Source organism: Salirhabdus sp. Marseille-P4669 (assembly GCF_900240405.1).
GTDB lineage: Bacteria > Bacillota > Bacilli > Bacillales > Alkalibacillaceae > OEQK01.
Map to the genome: position 1 here is coordinate 385,822 of NZ_OEQK01000001.1, position 15,339 is coordinate 401,160.

Here is a 15,339-nt window from a genome sequence, read left to right on the forward strand (position 1 = left end):
TTGTTTTAAGTTGACTTTTTTATGCGTGCATGTCATGTTTTAGGTTAGAAGGAGTGAAGCGCATGTTTCAATCGATGGGATATACCGCTTTAATCGGGATGATCTCACATGTCTTTTTTATTGTCATTGCCTGGTATGCTTTGCAAAGCGTGCGGATTGAAGGGATTTTTAAGAAGGGGAAAGTAATGGAGTCCAGGGTGTTGTTTTTATTGGTTGCTATTGCACTAGGGCATACTGTAAGCAATTTCTTTCTTGATATTTTATCGTGGTCACAGGATATGGTTTATTTCTTTTATTAAAAATGGGTGCTCAAATGGGTGCCGATTTTTTTTGCTTCATGAAGCGGGAAGATATTTCGTAAAAAATAAATTTTACTAGTTTAATAGTCTCCTATTCCGTACATACTAGAATTCAAAAAGGGACGAGTGGGAGAGATAAGCATGTATCGTAAAAAATATGTAGCGTTTATGGCAATTGTTTTATTTTTATTTAGTTTTAATTTATCCAATACAGAGGCGAAATCGACAAGTAGCTTAGAGCCTTTACATCTATTTCAAGACTTTTTTAATAAAGAGGATTTAGCGGTAACGGAGTGGCAAGTAATGGCGAGAGAACAGATTATTTCAACAGAAGCGCTATCTCCTAAAGCATTTATTTACAACCTATACCCGAACGCAAATATAAAGAAAGAAACATCCGAGCATTCGGTGAAATACTTTGTGGAGTACGTTCATAAAAATAAAAAGGTGAGCGAACAAATATCAGTAGTGCAGGAGAAAAACAATAAGGGGTCTATTCAATTATTTTATCTTATAAAAGGGGAGGAATTCGGCCTTTGGGAGGAGAAATTTATAAAAGAAAACATTTTTCGAGCAATTTCCCAATATTTCACCAAAAATCCTTCTTTTTTCACTTGTATGGAAGCACAAGTTGACGATATAATTAAAAGTAATTTTGTTACAGAAAAATTTACACAATTTACAAACATGCATACACTAAAAATGTTAAACGAAGATAATTTTACGACTGTTTCTGGATTTATTCCGAATTTACAGGTAGAACGTATTCCGATATCCGATACAGAAGACATGAATGTACAGCTGGCCGTGCGACATGCTGCTGAAACGGGGACTACAATAACAATTGGAACACCAATCCTAACAGTTGAATATTAATATAATGAATACTAACTAGGGACGCGGAGGGGAATAGTATTGGATAAAATCATTGTAAGTGGTGGAAGCAAGCTATGTGGCACGGTTCAAGTTGAAGGTGCTAAGAATGCTGTGCTACCGATTATTGCAGCTAGTATTATGGCGAACGAAGGAAAAAGCATTTTACGCGAAGTGCCCGCGCTCGCTGATGTAGATACGATGAGTGAAGTTTTAAGATATATGAATGTTAGTATTTTGTCACACGAAAAGACTCTTATTATAGATGCAGCACGATATTTGAAGACAGAAGCTCCCTTAGAATATGTGAGAAAAATGCGTGGATCTGTGCTTGTTTTAGGTCCATTACTTGCGCGTTATGGGCATGCGAAAGTGGCAATGCCAGGTGGATGTGCAATTGGATCAAGACCAATTGATCAGCATTTAAAAGGCTTTGAAGCAATGGGTGCCGAGGTTCATGTAACGAACGGCTTTGTCGAAGCTTATACAAAAGATCGCTTAAAAGGTGCGAACATTTATCTAGACTTCCCAAGCGTCGGAGCTACAGAAAACATTATGATGGCTGCTGTACTTGCAGAAGGAAAAACGGTAATTGAAAACTGCGCAAGAGAACCAGAAATTGTGGATCTATCTAATTTCTTGAATAAAATGGGAGCAAAAATTGTTGGCGCGGGAACAGAAACAATCCGCATCGAAGGAGTAGATGCTCTACAAGGTGCAGATCATACCATTATCCCTGACCGAATTGAAGCTGGTACCTTTATGGTTGCCGCTGCAATTACTGGTGGAGATGTATTTGTGAAGGGTGCCTTATCCATGCACTTACGCTCTACCATTGCAAAGCTAGAAGAAATGGGTGCGATCATTGAGGAGAAAGTTGATGGCATTCGTGTCGTAGGTCCTGAAAAGTTAAAGCCGGTAAGTATTAAGACCTTACCATATCCAGGTTTTCCAACGGATATGCAACCCCAACTTATGGCCTTGACGATGAAAGCAGTAGGAACATCGGTTATTAGCGAAACTGTATTTGAAAATCGTTTCATGCATGTGGAAGAATTCGGACGTATGAACGGAAACATTAAAATTGAAGGCAGAAGTGCAATTATTGAAGGCCCTGTAGACTTACAAGGTGCCGAAGTTTCTGCTACTGACTTACGTGCAGCATCCGCCCTCATCCTTGCAGGGTTAGTTGCTGACGGCTACACGCGCGTTACACAGCTTAAGCATTTAGATCGTGGATATGTAGACTTTGTAGGCAAATTACAAGGCCTAGGTGCGGACATTGTACGTGTGCGTGAAGCAGAGGACGGAAATGTAGTTGATATAAATACAGGGAATAAAATTTCCTCCATATAAGTTGGAATTGGAGAAGGGATGCAGAAGATGCATCCCTTTTTTTATGGTTTTGGGGATAGTATGAATAGAGGATTATTTTGGGTGGGGGGCGAAGTTTTTTAGAGTGATGGGATTTGGGGGTTGGGATTTTGGGGCTGACGTTTTGGGGCTGAGTGGTGGAATTCGGCAGTTTGGAGTAATAATTCAGCAGTTGAGCGGTGGAATTCGGCAGTTTGGGGTGATAATTCAGCAGTTGAGCGTGTTAATTCCAAGGTTGGGGAGCGGGATTCAATAGTTGAGCGCGTTAATTCCAAGGTTAGGGAGCGGGATTCGATAGATGAGCGCGTTAATTCCAAGGTTGGGGAGCGGGATTCAATAGTTGAGCGCAGTAATTCCAAGGTTAGGGAGCGGGATTCGATAGATGAGCGCGGTAATTCCAAGGTTAGAGAGCAGAATTCAATAATGCAAAGCAGGAATTTAATAGTAGAGATGTAGAATTCAACAGGATAAAGCGGTAATTCCACAATATAAAGCGATAATTCAACAGGATAAAGCGATAATCCCACAATATAAAGCGATAATTCAACAATTCAATAAAATTATTCAAGAAGTAAAGCACATAATAAATCATCCTGAGCAGGTTATAGGAGTGGAAACATGAAAAAATGGAAGACGTTACATAGCGAGTATTTGTATAAAACGCCATATGGGAATTTGCGTAAGGATCAGTGTGAGCTTCCAAATGGGTTTGTGATTGATGGCTACTATGTAAATGAATATGCGGATTGGGTCAATGCTATTGTCATTACGAAGGATGACGAGATTGTCCTTGTGGAGCAGTATCGCCATGCAGGGGATGATTTCTTTTTAGAGCTACCGGCCGGGAAAATAGAAGAAAATGAGACGTATGAGGAAGGAATTGTTCGTGAGCTTCGGGAAGAGACTGGGTTTACGTCTGATCAGAAGCCGATCAAGCTGAGTGAGCTCATGGTTAATCCGGCGACGCAAACGAATAAGGTGATTACCTTTTTAATTCAAGATGCCTATCCAGCATACAGTCAGCAATTGGATGAGACGGAGGATCTTGATATTCGTGTTTTTCCATTTCATAGCTTTGGCAGTTTAATTCGAAAGAACGAAATTAAAACCCAGCTTTTCACCTCAAATGCTTACTTTTTAGCGAAGGATTTTTTATCAGAAAAAAGAAATTAACTATTTTTTATTAGGAGCAAATAGCCCATGTATGATTATCAATTTACCAACCGAATGGAACGTATTTTTGAACTAGCTCGTAAGGTGGCACGAGGTGTTATTTATCCACATCATTTGTTGATCGGAGCAAGTCACGAAGGAACGGGAGTATGCGGGGAGCTTTATTTGTATTTGACGAAACAATTTGGTGTTCATTTTGCGGAAGAACTATTGCGAAGCGTAGAACAGGGTGATTCGGAGTACTTTTTTTACAATGATCAGAAATTCTCCGGAGCTTCGATTGAGGTTTTGGAGCGGGCGAATGTCTTAATGAAAAAGTATAATCAAATGTTTATCCATGAAGGGCATATTCTGCAAGCGGTGTTGGAGAGAGCCGACTACCTAAATGAGGAAGTGAAGGAAGATATCATGCGCATCGCTTGTGTGGCGAGAGATTTGATAGTGGATTTGAGTGAAGTGGACGACGAGCTAAAGGAGAAAAATGCGATTCGTAGATTGACGGAGGATGACCTGGAAGCCATTAAGCGATTTATCGTAGAGGAATTTGATGCGCGTTGGTTAGGCAATTTCGAAAATCTTCATGGTGAGGAGCTTCCTGTTTTTCTTGCTTTGCAGGATGAGGAAATTGTTGGCTTTGCTTGTTATGATACATTTGAAGGGAAGAAGGGCTATTTTGGGCCGATGGGTGTTGCCAAGCACCATCGTTTGGCGTCTGTTGGGAAGGAGTTACTCCAGCGCAGTTTGGTGGATATGTCTAAAAAGGGTTATGCATATGCAATTTTAGGTGGAGCTGGTCCGATAGAATTTTATGAAAAGAATTGTAATGCCAAGGTTATTCCGTTATTCGGGGGGTAGGGAGGTTAGCGTGAGGAAAAAGGTGATTGGAATAAGTGTGGGCTTGATTTTCGTAGCAGGTGTTTTGTATTTGGTGTTTTTTTCCTACGAGAAGGGAGAGCAATTGTATGGTTTTCCGATTCCGAAGTCGGCGGAGGTCACCAATCAATGGAGCGGGTTTGCTGAATTCGATTGGGCGCCGGCATCGGAGGAGGATGGGTTACCATTCTATTATAAGTGGCAAATAGAGTGGAATGGCTGGAAGGAAGTGTCTCGGGAGGGCTCCTTAACGACATATGAAAAAGACAATCATCAAATAAATGTGATTTCACAAACCGATTATTTATCTGTATTTAAAGAAAACTAGAGGCAGCCCTCTAGTTTTCGTTTATAATCCTTGCATGGCGGCATCCATATCGTAAGGAATACCGTACTTTTCCGATAAATCGGCGATATGAGTGATGACTTCCATAGTAAGCGCAGTGTGTTCTTCCATTAGCATATACGCCTCATTAATTAAGGCATCATCCTGTGCATCCAAGCCCTCCAAAAGGGTAACAAGTGCGTCGTATTGAATATAGGACACATCAAGCAAGTGTTGATTAAACTCGGTTAACTCTGGATTGATTTCCGGTATATTCTCAAGCTCTGTCAAGTAAGCATCATAAGCGGGAATGACCTCATTGCGTATCGAGTCTGCTGCGGTCGCATCATCTACATTTTGCATAACTAAATCATTAAATACGGTTAGTGCTTCCGTTTCATACACAACGGCTGCATTCAAATAATCCATGTATAAGTAATATTCCTCTTCAAATACAGAGGCCCTTGTCGCATCGACTGGTTCTTCTGTGGATGCCTCTTCTACTTCGGAAGCTTGATCCTCTTCCTCTTCAGAAGCGGTATCCTCTGCCTCTTCTTCCGTTCCCTCTTCTTCTTCTGTTGCTACTTCCTCTTTTGTTGTCTCTTCTGAATTTTCCGCTCTGTCCTTTTCATCCTTCTCCTCCGAATTCGAACAAGCAGCTAAAAAAAGCATAAAAAAGACCAGGAATAATCCTGTTTTCTTCACATCCTTCATTCCCTTCTCTCCATCATTCCATAAAGTATATGTCTGAGGATAGAGAAGTTACCTTATCCCACCTAATTATGCTTGTACTATTTTTTCTAGTAAGCTTGTCTATTTTCTTAAATTCTAGTTCTACTAAATCGAATTTGTGAATAGATTTTAGTAGAGAATGAAAGGAGGCTTTTTTGTGAACTGGAAAAAACTTAGCTTGATATCTGTACTATCCCTTGTAGCGATGATTGTAGTCATTCCATCCTTAGTCGTTATCCCGTATATTAGTAGCTCTGAAACAACCGAAAACTATCAAACCAATGACAAAGACGCCGAAGTAGATGTGAGTGGATCAGATGGAAGAGTAGAAGAAGACCCGTATGTTGTCTCCGTATTCCGATCGCAGCAACGAAAGGTAGATGATGTCCCACTCGAGAAATATGTAGCAGGGGTCGTTGCCTCCGAAATGCCTGCAGATTTTGAGCCAGAAGCATTAAAAGCTCAAGCACTCGCTGCGCGTACATATGTGGTGAAGCATGTGTTAAATGGGGAAAAGGTGCCTGAGGGAGGGCAAATTACCGATACCGTTCAACATCAAGTATATAAAAGTGAAGAAGAATTAAAGAAGCAATGGGGCGAGGATTTCGATTGGAAAATGCAAAAGATAAAAGAAGCGGTAGAAGCAACCCAAGGCGAAATTTTAACCTATGAAGGCAATCCAATTGAACCCGCATTCTTCTCCACAAGCAACGGCTACACGGAAAATGCAGAGGACTACTGGACGAATCCAATTCCTTATTTAAAAAGCGTACCAAGTCCATGGGATGAAGCATCGCCAAAATTTGAAAGCCAAGCAATCTTCACTTTAGAAGAAGCGGCAAGCAAACTAGGCGTATCCATCACAAGCAAAGGCAATGCGATTACGAATTTAACTCGAACCGAAAGCGACCGAGTCAAAACCGTTACAATTGGAGGTAAGGAATTCACTGGTCGAGAAGTACGTGAAGCCCTAGATTTGCGCTCAAGTGATTTTACCGTTGAGCTGAAGGGAGACCACCTCGTCTTTCAAACAGAAGGCTACGGACACGGTGTTGGCATGAGCCAATACGGCGCAAACGGCATGGCGAAAGAAGGCAAAACTTACAAAGAGATCGTGACCTATTACTATAAAGGTGCAGAAGTAACAAACATAGGCTCAGACCCCGAACGCGTAACCGCATTAAAGCGCGAGGAGGTTTAAGGCCTCTTTTTTTTGGATTAATGTTGGATGCGCGGGGAATATGGTTGGGTATTGGAGGATTATTGCGATGAGTTGGGGGATTGTGAGGGTTAATTGGATGAATATGGAGTTATATTGGATGAATAATGTGATGTGCTGGGTGAATATGGAGTTATATTGGATGAATAATGTGATGTGCTGGATGAATATGGAGTTTCATGGAATGAAAAATGTGATGCGTTGGATGATTATCAATTTAATCGAATAAATAATTGGTGTTGTTGGAAAATAGCGACTTACAGGATGATTATTCGTTTATGTTGGATGAAAAATTTGCTTTATTGAATGATTATTAACTTATCTTGAATGATTATGGGTTTCATTAGTTGAATAATTCATTGCGCTGGATGATTAAGGAGATTTACTGGATGAATGCTGTTACATGCTGGAGGAATATCAATTTAATTGAATGAATAACCGGCCATGATGGAAAATCCCGACTTATTAAATGATTATTAAGTAATGTTGAATGAAAAATATGCTTTATTGAATGATTATTACGGAATGTTGAATGAAAAATGCCCCCTATTAAATGAATGCTCCACCAAGTCCAATAAAAAGAGGGATCTAAAGGATAATTCATACATATTGCAGGAATATCCGTACTTATTGGATGATTATCTGCTATTTCTGAATGAAAATGAATTCAAATTGAATGAAAAAACCCAATTACTAAATTATTATCCGCCTCCAACGATGAAATCCAGAGGTATATTTGCCATTTCAAAGGAAAACATGGAATCAAATCGAAAAAATATGGCAATCGACAACATTCTTATTTGAGAACATATATAATAAAACTGACTGTCATTTAATCGGTAAAAGGAGGGATTTGATGAAGAAAAAAATACTTATGTCTGTGTTAGTTGGTGGTGTTTGTATTGGGTCATTGCAATTGATGCCTGCATTTGCAGGTGAGAATTCGGAGCCTCCAGCTGAAGAGAAAACACCTAGCGAGGCAGTGGAGAATTTGCGTGGTGAAAGAGGTCTTAATAATGAACATTTAAAGGAACTGGCGGATGCACATGGAGTGTCTCTAGAGGGTAAAGAATTAGAGGAGATTCAGGCGGAACTGCTTGATGTGTTGATGGAGCAAAAGGCAAGTGAACTGGGTATAACATTCGAAGGAAAAAGTATGGAAGAGTTAGAAGTGCAGTTAAAAGAGGCTTACAATACAGAAAACAAGGAAGAAGCAGCTCTTAAAAGTATGAATGATTACCGACTGAATCTAGGAAATCGAAAAGAGAGGCTTATGGAAAAGGCGGCGGAGCACGGAATATCCATTGAAAATAAAGAGGCAGATGCTGTACAACAAGAGCTTCTAGAGAAAATGATGGAGAGCAAGGCAAGTGAATATGGGATATCAACCGATGGGAAAAGTGTGGAGGCGTTAAAGGAAGACCTAAAGGAAGCTTATGAAAAAGAAAGGTAAGGAATATGGCTGGCTCATTATTGGATGGGGTCAGCTTTTTTCATTTATGTTGAATTTGAAAATTACTATATAAAAACAGTCCGATATTGCCTAAATTCGCTAGACACTTCTAAAATACGAATAAAATGTTACGCTAATTCTTCTTTTTTAGAGATTAGCATCTCTATTAGAACATCATTTACAATAAGGAAAAAAGGGAGAAATAGCATGATTGTAAAAGAAAGACCAATTCCGCTTTCGATTAAAATGCACGAGGCGCTCGTTCGAAGAGTGGATCCGAATCATATCAGTATGCGTGAAATTCATAAAAACCTGACACAGAGTAGAAAAGGTTTTAGAGGGGAGACGGCGATTGACTATTTTTTAAGTTATTTGCCCGACAAGGATTACTACATCTTACACGATCTCACCCTCTCTAATAAGCATACCTTTCAAATGGACACGCTTATCCTCACCCCATACTTCTTCCTTATTTTAGAAGTGAAAAATTACAATGGCACGGTCTATTTTGATGATACCTTTAAGCAGCTAATTCGAATGGTGGATGGCAAAAAGGAGGGTTATCCGTATCCGATTACGCAAGTGGGCCGACATAAAAAGCAGCTCCATCAGTGGCTTTTGAAGAAAGGGATTCGCTCCATTCCGATTGAAACCCTCATTGTTTTTAGCTTTTCCTCTACTATAATTGAATCCTCAAATCATAACCCTGAATTTGTGCAGCGCATTATACATAGTGAAAACATTCCTGAAGCTGTAGCGGAAGTATCGAAAAGGTATGGGCGAAGGTTGTTTACAAAAGCAGAGCTTCTAAAACTAGCAAAGCAAATGTGGAAGCAGGACAGACCTCAAGCAACCAATCTGCTAGAAGCTTATGCTTTAAGAGAATTGGATATTCGCGGTGGCGTTCACTGCCCGAACTGCTCTCAACTGCCAATGAATCGAAAAGGAAAAGTGTGGACATGTAAGCAATGTAACTTTTCCTCGACAGACGCCCATGTTGAGTCATTAAAAGATTACGCGTATTTAATAGGACCTAAAATAACGAATGAACAGCTTCGCGCCTTTTTAAAGATTCCGTCCCCTTCGACCGCGGCTTATATTCTCCAATCCATGAATCTTCCCTATACTGGTAAAACAAAAGGACGGCAATATCAATTACCCCTCTAATTAAAAAATTTTCCATTCCATGCATAAAAATCATCCCTTTGTCGAAAAATAAGTGCAAAAAAATTTAAAATCTATGTATAAATCTTTCATTATCCGTTGAGAATGGTAGCAGAGGTGGTGATAAGATGAAAGAGGAAGGTAAGAAACCGAACTCTAATAATTCATGGAAGAAGTTAGTAAGAAAGAAATGGTTTTATCCAGCGGTTTATTTAACTTTTGCAGCATTGATTTTGACAGCGGTGATTTGGTATCAAAATAGGGCAATTGATCTCCCTGAGGATGCTTTAGATACGGAAAATACTCAAGACCAAATACATGACTCGGATCTTGATACCGTGCCTGTAGTGACACAGGAAGAAACTTTGAAAATGCCTGTAGCAAATGCCACAGATGCAGAGATCGTAACGAAATTCTTTGATTACGACGCTCCGCAAGAAGATCGTGAGCAGGCACTCATCCTATACAATAATAAGTATTATCAAAGTGTAGGAGTGGATATTGCTTCTGCCAACGATGAAGCATTTGATGTAACTGCAGCAATGAGTGGAACAGTAACAGAGGTTAAGGAAGACCCATTACAAGGAATGGTAGTGGAGCTTACACACGATAATGGTGTAACAACAAAATATTCTAGCCTTGAAGATGTAACTGTTTCATCTGGTGCAGAGGTAACACAAGGTGATGTATTAGGTACCGCTGGAAGAAATTTATTTGGACAAGCGAATGGCGTACACGTACACTTTGAATTACGTAAAGACGGTACACCATTAAACCCAGAAGACTTCTTCAACAAAACGCTAAGTGACATCGAACTTCCGAAAGAGGAAGAAGATGAAGACAAAAGCGAAGAAACAAATGTAGAAGAAGATGCAATTGATGACGCAGCTTCTGAAGCAGAGCATGATGAGCTTTCAAGAGATGAAGGCGATGCAAATGAAGACGATGAAGCAAATGAGGAAGAAAATGCAGATGAGAACGCTGATGAAGAAACAGAAGATCCAGACGCAGGTTCTGGCGATGAAGACGCAGAATCTCCAGATGCAGAAACTCCTGAAGCGGAATCTTCAGCATCTTCAGCAAGCGCGTAAATTTTACATGAGACTGTCTCAATTGGAGGCAGTCTTTTTTTCTTATTTTTGATATGACGTTGATTTTGTGGAATGGCTTCGCGTTATTAGAGGATTAAATCGGAATTATGTGGAATTATCCCGTGATGTTGGAGGATTAACGGTTTATTTTGGAGGATTAATCTAGGTCGTTGGGAGATTCGTGCGCTATTTTTAGAGAAAGCTCTATGTCATAGCGAGATTCGCGTATTTTATTGATGGATTATTAGTATATTTTATTGAATTCACTTAGGTTTTAATGGAATATCTGGTTCATAATCTTATTTAGGTGCCACGCATGTGGCAAGTATCCATTCTCAAGTTGATGAATTCACTTGTGGGAGGAATTCAACCGAATCACGGGGAAATCATCCAACATGTTGCATGATTTCAGCAAGTTCTTGGGAAAATCCCGTGGTCTATAGCGCGAATTCAATAACACCCCGGAATAATCTCCAGCGCATAGCACTCGATTCATCAATAACATGGAATAATCCTCCAACATATAGCACGAATTCACCAACATCGCTGGGGAATCCCCAGCGCATAGCACTCAATTCACCAACAACGGAGAGTAATCCTCCACGCATAGCACTCAATTCACCAACATCTCGGAATAATCCTCTAACATAAAGCACGAATTCATCAACATCGCTGGGGAATCCCCAGCGCACAGCACTTAATTCACCAACAACGGAGAGTAATCCCCCACGCACAGCACTCAATTCACCAACACCCCGGAATAATCCTCCAACATATAGCACGAATTCACCAACATCGCGGGGGAATCCCCAGCGAACAGCACCCAATTCACTAACACCAGAGGGTAATCCCCCACGCACAGCACTCAATTCACCAAAATCTCGGAATAATCCCCCAACATAAAGCACGAATTCATCAACATCGCGGGGGAATCCCCAGCGAACAGCACCCAATTCACTAACACCAGAGGGTAATCCCCCACGCACAGCACTCAATTCACCAAAATCTCGGAATAATCCCCCAACATAAAGCACGAATTCATCAACAACGGAGAGTAATCCTCCAACACAAAGCATAAATTCGCCAACACCGCAGGATAATCCCACAACACCATCCAATAATCCCCCAACCCCCACCGAGAATCCTCGACCAACCCCTAATTTATACACCCAACCCCCACTCAATCCCATCCAACCCCTCAATTAGCGCATATAATGTATGCACTACACCTCATATCTATGCACCAAACCAAATTTTTTACATAATTCCCCTCAAAAGCCTTGTCCTACTTGATTTTTAAGCATAATCACGCCGCCTGCTTAATAAGATGTTACAAACGAGCTTAATGAAAGGTATGAGGTGGGAAAGTGTGTGGATTGCGGTCTTATTGCTACTAGGGATGACATCTGTTCGAATGCAGCTTGAATTTACTAAACACCCCATTAAGATCACCTTGTCTCATTTCACCCCTTTAAGAGTCCAACCTTTAGGAGGCGAGTGGTGTGCACGATTACATCAAAGAAAGAACAATCAAGATAGGAAAATATATCGTGGAGACAAGGAAGACGGTACGAGTCATTGCCAAGGAGTTTGGTGTCTCGAAAAGTACCGTCCACAAGGATTTGACGGAGCGATTGCCAGAAATTAATCCAGAACTTGGGAAAGAAGTTAAAGAAATTCTCGATTACCACAAATCAATTCGACATCTCAGAGGTGGTGAAGCGACGAAGAAAAAGTACTCTAGCCGTACGAAAGACGAGTCTATGACGAAAACAATTTCATAAGGTGTGACTCCAATACTGCATGATTCGGAAACTTTTTTCAAAATACTAAAGACGAATTGACAAATTTTTGATAAAATACAACATATAATAGGTATATTTGCGGATTTTGTAGAAATTTGGAGTCAGGGGGACCTTTATATTATGTTTGCAAGAGACATTGGTATTGATCTCGGTACGGCAAATGTTTTAATACATGCAAAAGGAAAAGGCATTGTACTAAATGAACCATCTGTCGTTGCGATGGATCGAAATACAGGAAAAGTTTTAGAGGTAGGGCATGCGGCAAGACGTATGGTTGGACGTACGCCAGGTAATATTGCGGCAATTCGCCCGTTGAAGGACGGGGTTATCGCGGACTTTGATGTTACGGAAGCGATGTTAAAGCATTTTATTGAAAAAATTAATGTCCGAGGCTTCTTGTCAAAACCACGAATTTTAGTATGTTGCCCAACCAACATTACGAAGGTGGAGCAAAAAGCCATTAAAGAAGCTACTGAAAAAAGTGGCGGCAAAAAGGTTTATCTTGAGGAAGAGCCAAAGGTTGCTGCAATTGGTGCAGGAATGGATATATTCCAACCAAGCGGGAACATGGTACTAGACATAGGCGGTGGGACAACCGATATTGCGGTATTGTCAATGGGCGATATTGTCACCGCCTCTTCCGTTAAGATGGCAGGGGACAAGTTTGACCAGGATATTATTCAATATATTAAACGAGAATATAAGCTTCTTATTGGGGATCGTACTGCGGAAGACATTAAGATTAACATTGCGACAGTATTTCCAGGAGCTCGTAATGAAGAAATGGATATACGTGGTCGTGATTTGGTTTCTGGTTTACCGAGAACGATTACTGTTCGTTCAGCTGAAATCAACGATGCTTTAAAAGAATCCGTTGTTTTAATTGTACAAGCTGCGAAATCTGTGCTCGAGCGTACACCGCCTGAATTATCTGCAGATATTATTGACCGTGGTGCAATTTTAACTGGTGGAGGAGCATTACTAAACGGCTTAGACCAGCTATTATCTGAGGAATTAAAAGTGCCTGTTATTATTGCCGAGCATCCAATGGAATGTGTTGCAATTGGGACAGGCCTTATGCTTGAACATATAGACAAGCTTCCAAAAGTAGGGAAGTAATTGGCGTGATTATCGATTGTGAGAAGCTTTTGTTTAATAAAAAATATTCGAGAAATGCTTCAATCTAATGGGTGTTGAACCGATATAATAATGGTATGAATTTTAAATTAAGGCTTTTTAACGATAGATAATCCCACTAATGTTTTTCAAAAAAAGGAGAGGATCGCTTTGCTTAGAGGCTATTATACAGCTGCAAGCGGAATGTTAGCTCAACAACGACGACAAGACATCCTGACAAATAATATGGCTAACGCATTAACTCCAGGATATAAAACAGACCAAACATCTTTACGCTCTTTTCCGGAATTGCTTATTCAACAAATGGGAGAAAAGCAAATTCCAGTAAAGAACGGTCTACGTATTCCAACGAATCAACCAATTGGTTCTATTAATACTGGTGTTTATATGCATGAAACGACTCCAATGTTCGAGCAAGGGGATGTTCGAGACACTGGAATACAAACGGATGTTGCGCTTGTAAATGGCCAGCTTCCAGATGACGATGGATTTCTTTTCTTTACGGTACAAAACGAGGATGGTGGCATGAGCTACACTCGTAATGGTAACTTTACGGTTGATGCGGAAGGATTTTTAACGTCATCAACGGGATACTATGTACTAGATGCGACTGGAAATCGAATTCAAACAGGAAGCAACGATTTTCAAGTGAATGCGAATGGACAAATCCTTGTTAACGGAAATACGATTCCACTAGGCATTGCGTATCATCCAAATGCGACAGCCGATATGGTGAAAGTTGGGAATGACCTTTTTGAAGTAGAAGGGGACGCCCAGCCTGTAGATGCTCGTGGTGTTGCGGGGGTTACGTTTGAAGTGCAGCAAGGTGTACTTGAGGGCTCCAACGTGGATACTATACAAACGATGACAGATATGATGGCTGCCTATCGTAGCTTTGAGTTAAACCAACAAGTATTAAAAGCGTATGATCAAAGCATGGATTTAGCAGCGAACCAAATTGGAAAATTGAGATAAGGAGGCGAAAATAAATGAGAAATGCTTCAATTGCAGCAGTTACAATGGGACAATTGCAAAAACGATTAGATCTTATTGGAAATAACATCGCAAATGCGAATACAGCTGGGTACAAAGCAAAAACTGCTAATTTTTCGTCTCTATTAGTTCAACAAATAGACAACCTATCCCCAGATGAGGATACAGCTCCTCGCGTGACACCAGCCGGATTTCGTCAAGGAAACGGCGCCCGTTTAGCACATGCTAATGTGAATATGGCAAGCGGGAACCTGATGACAACAGAGCGAGCTTTAGATGTTGCCTTAACGAATGAAAAACAGTTTTTCCAAGTACAAGTGACCGAAAATGGAGTAACGGAAACCCAATTTACCCGAGCTGGAAACTTTTATTTGCAACCAATTAACAATAACGAACAAGTGATGCTTGTGACAGCTGAAGGACACCCAATTGTAGGGAACAATGGCCCAATTGTTGTTCAAGGTGGATTTGATGACATCCGAATTAACGAAAACGGGGAAATAGCTGTAACGAGAGGCACTGCAGTAAATGCAGAAGCAAGCCTTGAGCTTGTTCAAGTAGAGCTTCCACGCTCCTTAGAATCAGCAGGTGGCAACCGTTATCGATTCCCGAATGAAGCGTACGGAATGGACGAAAATGCTGTAGCCCAAGTAGTGGATGCATCGGTTCTTCCAGGGACATTGGAGACATCCAACGTGAATCTATCGGAAGCATTAACAAGCATGATGGAAACGCAACGTGCCTATCAATTAAACGCACGTGCCATTACATTCTCCGATCAAATGGCAGGACTTGTGAATTCCCTTCGATAAGAAGAAATAAATTTCA

At 40.6% G+C, this 15,339-nt stretch carries 19 protein-coding genes; 17 read left to right on the forward strand and 2 right to left on the reverse strand.

The genetic code is table 11. The features are described 5' to 3' along the window. The first annotated feature begins 62 nt into the window (after window positions 1-62). The 7 genes from C1A05_RS01750 (at window position 63) to C1A05_RS01775 (ending at window position 4,920) form a co-directional block, all read left to right on the forward strand. A complete protein-coding gene (locus C1A05_RS01750) occupies window positions 63-299 on the forward strand; it encodes a DUF1146 family protein (RefSeq protein ID WP_102026447.1) in 237 nt (78 codons plus the stop codon). A gap of 141 nt (window positions 300-440) precedes the next feature. Continuing rightward, entirely contained in the window at window positions 441-1,175 is a 735-nt protein-coding gene (locus C1A05_RS01755; RefSeq protein WP_102026448.1) for a YwmB family TATA-box binding protein, read from the forward strand. Window positions 1,176-1,214: 39 nt separating this feature from the next. Further along, window positions 1,215-2,528, forward strand: coding sequence for a UDP-N-acetylglucosamine 1-carboxyvinyltransferase (gene murA, locus C1A05_RS01760; protein ID WP_102026449.1), 1,314 nt, complete (start codon window positions 1,215-1,217; stop codon window positions 2,526-2,528). 103 nt (window positions 2,529-2,631) lie between these two features. After that, complete coding sequence (locus tag C1A05_RS17935; RefSeq protein WP_159461962.1) at window positions 2,632-2,802, forward strand: hypothetical protein; 171 nt, start codon at window positions 2,632-2,634, stop codon at window positions 2,800-2,802. Between the two features lie 362 nt (window positions 2,803-3,164). Further along, window positions 3,165-3,719 carry an NUDIX hydrolase gene (locus tag C1A05_RS01765; protein ID WP_102026450.1) on the forward strand — a complete coding sequence of 185 codons (555 nt, stop codon included), beginning with the start codon at window positions 3,165-3,167 and terminating at the stop codon, window positions 3,717-3,719. 27 nt (window positions 3,720-3,746) lie between these two features. Further along, entirely contained in the window at window positions 3,747-4,574 is an 828-nt protein-coding gene (locus C1A05_RS01770; RefSeq protein ID WP_102026451.1) for a GNAT family N-acetyltransferase, read from the forward strand. Between the two features lie 10 nt (window positions 4,575-4,584). Beyond that, window positions 4,585-4,920, forward strand: coding sequence for a hypothetical protein (locus C1A05_RS01775; RefSeq protein ID WP_102026452.1), 336 nt, complete (start codon window positions 4,585-4,587; stop codon window positions 4,918-4,920). Window positions 4,921-4,941: 21 nt separating this feature from the next. Here C1A05_RS01775 and C1A05_RS01780 read toward each other — a convergent pair whose 3' ends face one another. Further along, window positions 4,942-5,631 (reverse strand): hypothetical protein, encoded by a 690-nt coding sequence (locus tag C1A05_RS01780; RefSeq protein ID WP_102026453.1) that lies wholly within the window; start codon window positions 5,629-5,631, stop codon window positions 4,942-4,944. Window positions 5,632-5,806: 175 nt separating this feature from the next. Between C1A05_RS01780 and spoIID the strand changes: the two genes are divergently transcribed. From spoIID to C1A05_RS01810, 6 genes are all read left to right on the forward strand, one after another. Further along, window positions 5,807-6,850 (forward strand): stage II sporulation protein D, encoded by a 1,044-nt coding sequence (spoIID, locus tag C1A05_RS01785; RefSeq protein WP_234998251.1) that lies wholly within the window; start codon window positions 5,807-5,809, stop codon window positions 6,848-6,850. A 67-nt stretch (window positions 6,851-6,917) separates the two neighbouring features. After that, entirely contained in the window at window positions 6,918-7,097 is a 180-nt protein-coding gene (locus C1A05_RS01790) for a hypothetical protein (protein WP_102026455.1), read from the forward strand. Window positions 7,098-7,351: 254 nt separating this feature from the next. Then, entirely contained in the window at window positions 7,352-7,672 is a 321-nt protein-coding gene (locus tag C1A05_RS17840; protein WP_145997276.1) for a hypothetical protein, read from the forward strand. Between the two features lie 52 nt (window positions 7,673-7,724). Further along, window positions 7,725-8,321 (forward strand): hypothetical protein, encoded by a 597-nt coding sequence (locus tag C1A05_RS01800; RefSeq protein WP_102026457.1) that lies wholly within the window; start codon window positions 7,725-7,727, stop codon window positions 8,319-8,321. A gap of 207 nt (window positions 8,322-8,528) precedes the next feature. Next, window positions 8,529-9,488 carry a nuclease-related domain-containing protein gene (locus C1A05_RS01805; RefSeq protein WP_159461963.1) on the forward strand — a complete coding sequence of 320 codons (960 nt, stop codon included), beginning with the start codon at window positions 8,529-8,531 and terminating at the stop codon, window positions 9,486-9,488. Between the two features lie 125 nt (window positions 9,489-9,613). Next, window positions 9,614-10,576, forward strand: a complete 963-nt coding sequence (locus C1A05_RS01810) for a M23 family metallopeptidase (RefSeq protein WP_102026459.1) — start codon at window positions 9,614-9,616, stop codon at window positions 10,574-10,576. Between the two features lie 437 nt (window positions 10,577-11,013). Here C1A05_RS01810 and C1A05_RS01815 read toward each other — a convergent pair whose 3' ends face one another. Beyond that, window positions 11,014-11,760 (reverse strand): hypothetical protein, encoded by a 747-nt coding sequence (locus C1A05_RS01815; protein WP_102026460.1) that lies wholly within the window; start codon window positions 11,758-11,760, stop codon window positions 11,014-11,016. A gap of 318 nt (window positions 11,761-12,078) precedes the next feature. Between C1A05_RS01815 and spoIIID the strand changes: the two genes are divergently transcribed. The 4 genes from spoIIID (at window position 12,079) to C1A05_RS01835 (ending at window position 15,323) form a co-directional block, all read left to right on the forward strand. Next, on the forward strand, window positions 12,079-12,360 hold the full coding sequence (gene spoIIID, locus C1A05_RS01820; RefSeq protein ID WP_102026461.1) for a sporulation transcriptional regulator SpoIIID: 282 nt from the start codon (window positions 12,079-12,081) through the stop codon (window positions 12,358-12,360). A gap of 141 nt (window positions 12,361-12,501) precedes the next feature. Continuing rightward, window positions 12,502-13,500 (forward strand): rod shape-determining protein, encoded by a 999-nt coding sequence (locus C1A05_RS01825; RefSeq protein ID WP_102026462.1) that lies wholly within the window; start codon window positions 12,502-12,504, stop codon window positions 13,498-13,500. A gap of 168 nt (window positions 13,501-13,668) precedes the next feature. Beyond that, window positions 13,669-14,493 (forward strand): flagellar hook-basal body protein, encoded by an 825-nt coding sequence (locus C1A05_RS01830; protein ID WP_102026463.1) that lies wholly within the window; start codon window positions 13,669-13,671, stop codon window positions 14,491-14,493. A gap of 14 nt (window positions 14,494-14,507) precedes the next feature. Next, on the forward strand, window positions 14,508-15,323 hold the full coding sequence (locus C1A05_RS01835; RefSeq protein WP_102026464.1) for a flagellar hook-basal body protein: 816 nt from the start codon (window positions 14,508-14,510) through the stop codon (window positions 15,321-15,323). The last annotated feature ends 16 nt before the right edge of the window (window positions 15,324-15,339 follow it).

Coding starts and splice junctions, on each gene's coding strand:
- C1A05_RS01790 (WP_102026455.1), top strand. CDS start 6,918: ATGAGTTGGGGGATTGTGAGGGTTAATTGGATGAATATGGAGTTATAT.
- C1A05_RS01825 (WP_102026462.1), top strand. CDS start 12,502: ATGTTTGCAAGAGACATTGGTATTGATCTCGGTACGGCAAATGTTTTA.
- C1A05_RS01755 (WP_102026448.1), top strand. CDS start 441: ATGTATCGTAAAAAATATGTAGCGTTTATGGCAATTGTTTTATTTTTA.
- C1A05_RS01780 (WP_102026453.1), bottom strand. CDS start 5,631: ATGAAGGATGTGAAGAAAACAGGATTATTCCTGGTCTTTTTTATGCTT.
- C1A05_RS01770 (WP_102026451.1), top strand. CDS start 3,747: ATGTATGATTATCAATTTACCAACCGAATGGAACGTATTTTTGAACTA.
- C1A05_RS01805 (WP_159461963.1), top strand. CDS start 8,529: ATGATTGTAAAAGAAAGACCAATTCCGCTTTCGATTAAAATGCACGAG.
- C1A05_RS01750 (WP_102026447.1), top strand. CDS start 63: ATGTTTCAATCGATGGGATATACCGCTTTAATCGGGATGATCTCACAT.
- C1A05_RS01765 (WP_102026450.1), top strand. CDS start 3,165: ATGAAAAAATGGAAGACGTTACATAGCGAGTATTTGTATAAAACGCCA.
- C1A05_RS01835 (WP_102026464.1), top strand. CDS start 14,508: ATGAGAAATGCTTCAATTGCAGCAGTTACAATGGGACAATTGCAAAAA.
- C1A05_RS01810 (WP_102026459.1), top strand. CDS start 9,614: ATGAAAGAGGAAGGTAAGAAACCGAACTCTAATAATTCATGGAAGAAG.
- C1A05_RS17840 (WP_145997276.1), top strand. CDS start 7,352: ATGTTGAATGAAAAATATGCTTTATTGAATGATTATTACGGAATGTTG.
- C1A05_RS01800 (WP_102026457.1), top strand. CDS start 7,725: ATGAAGAAAAAAATACTTATGTCTGTGTTAGTTGGTGGTGTTTGTATT.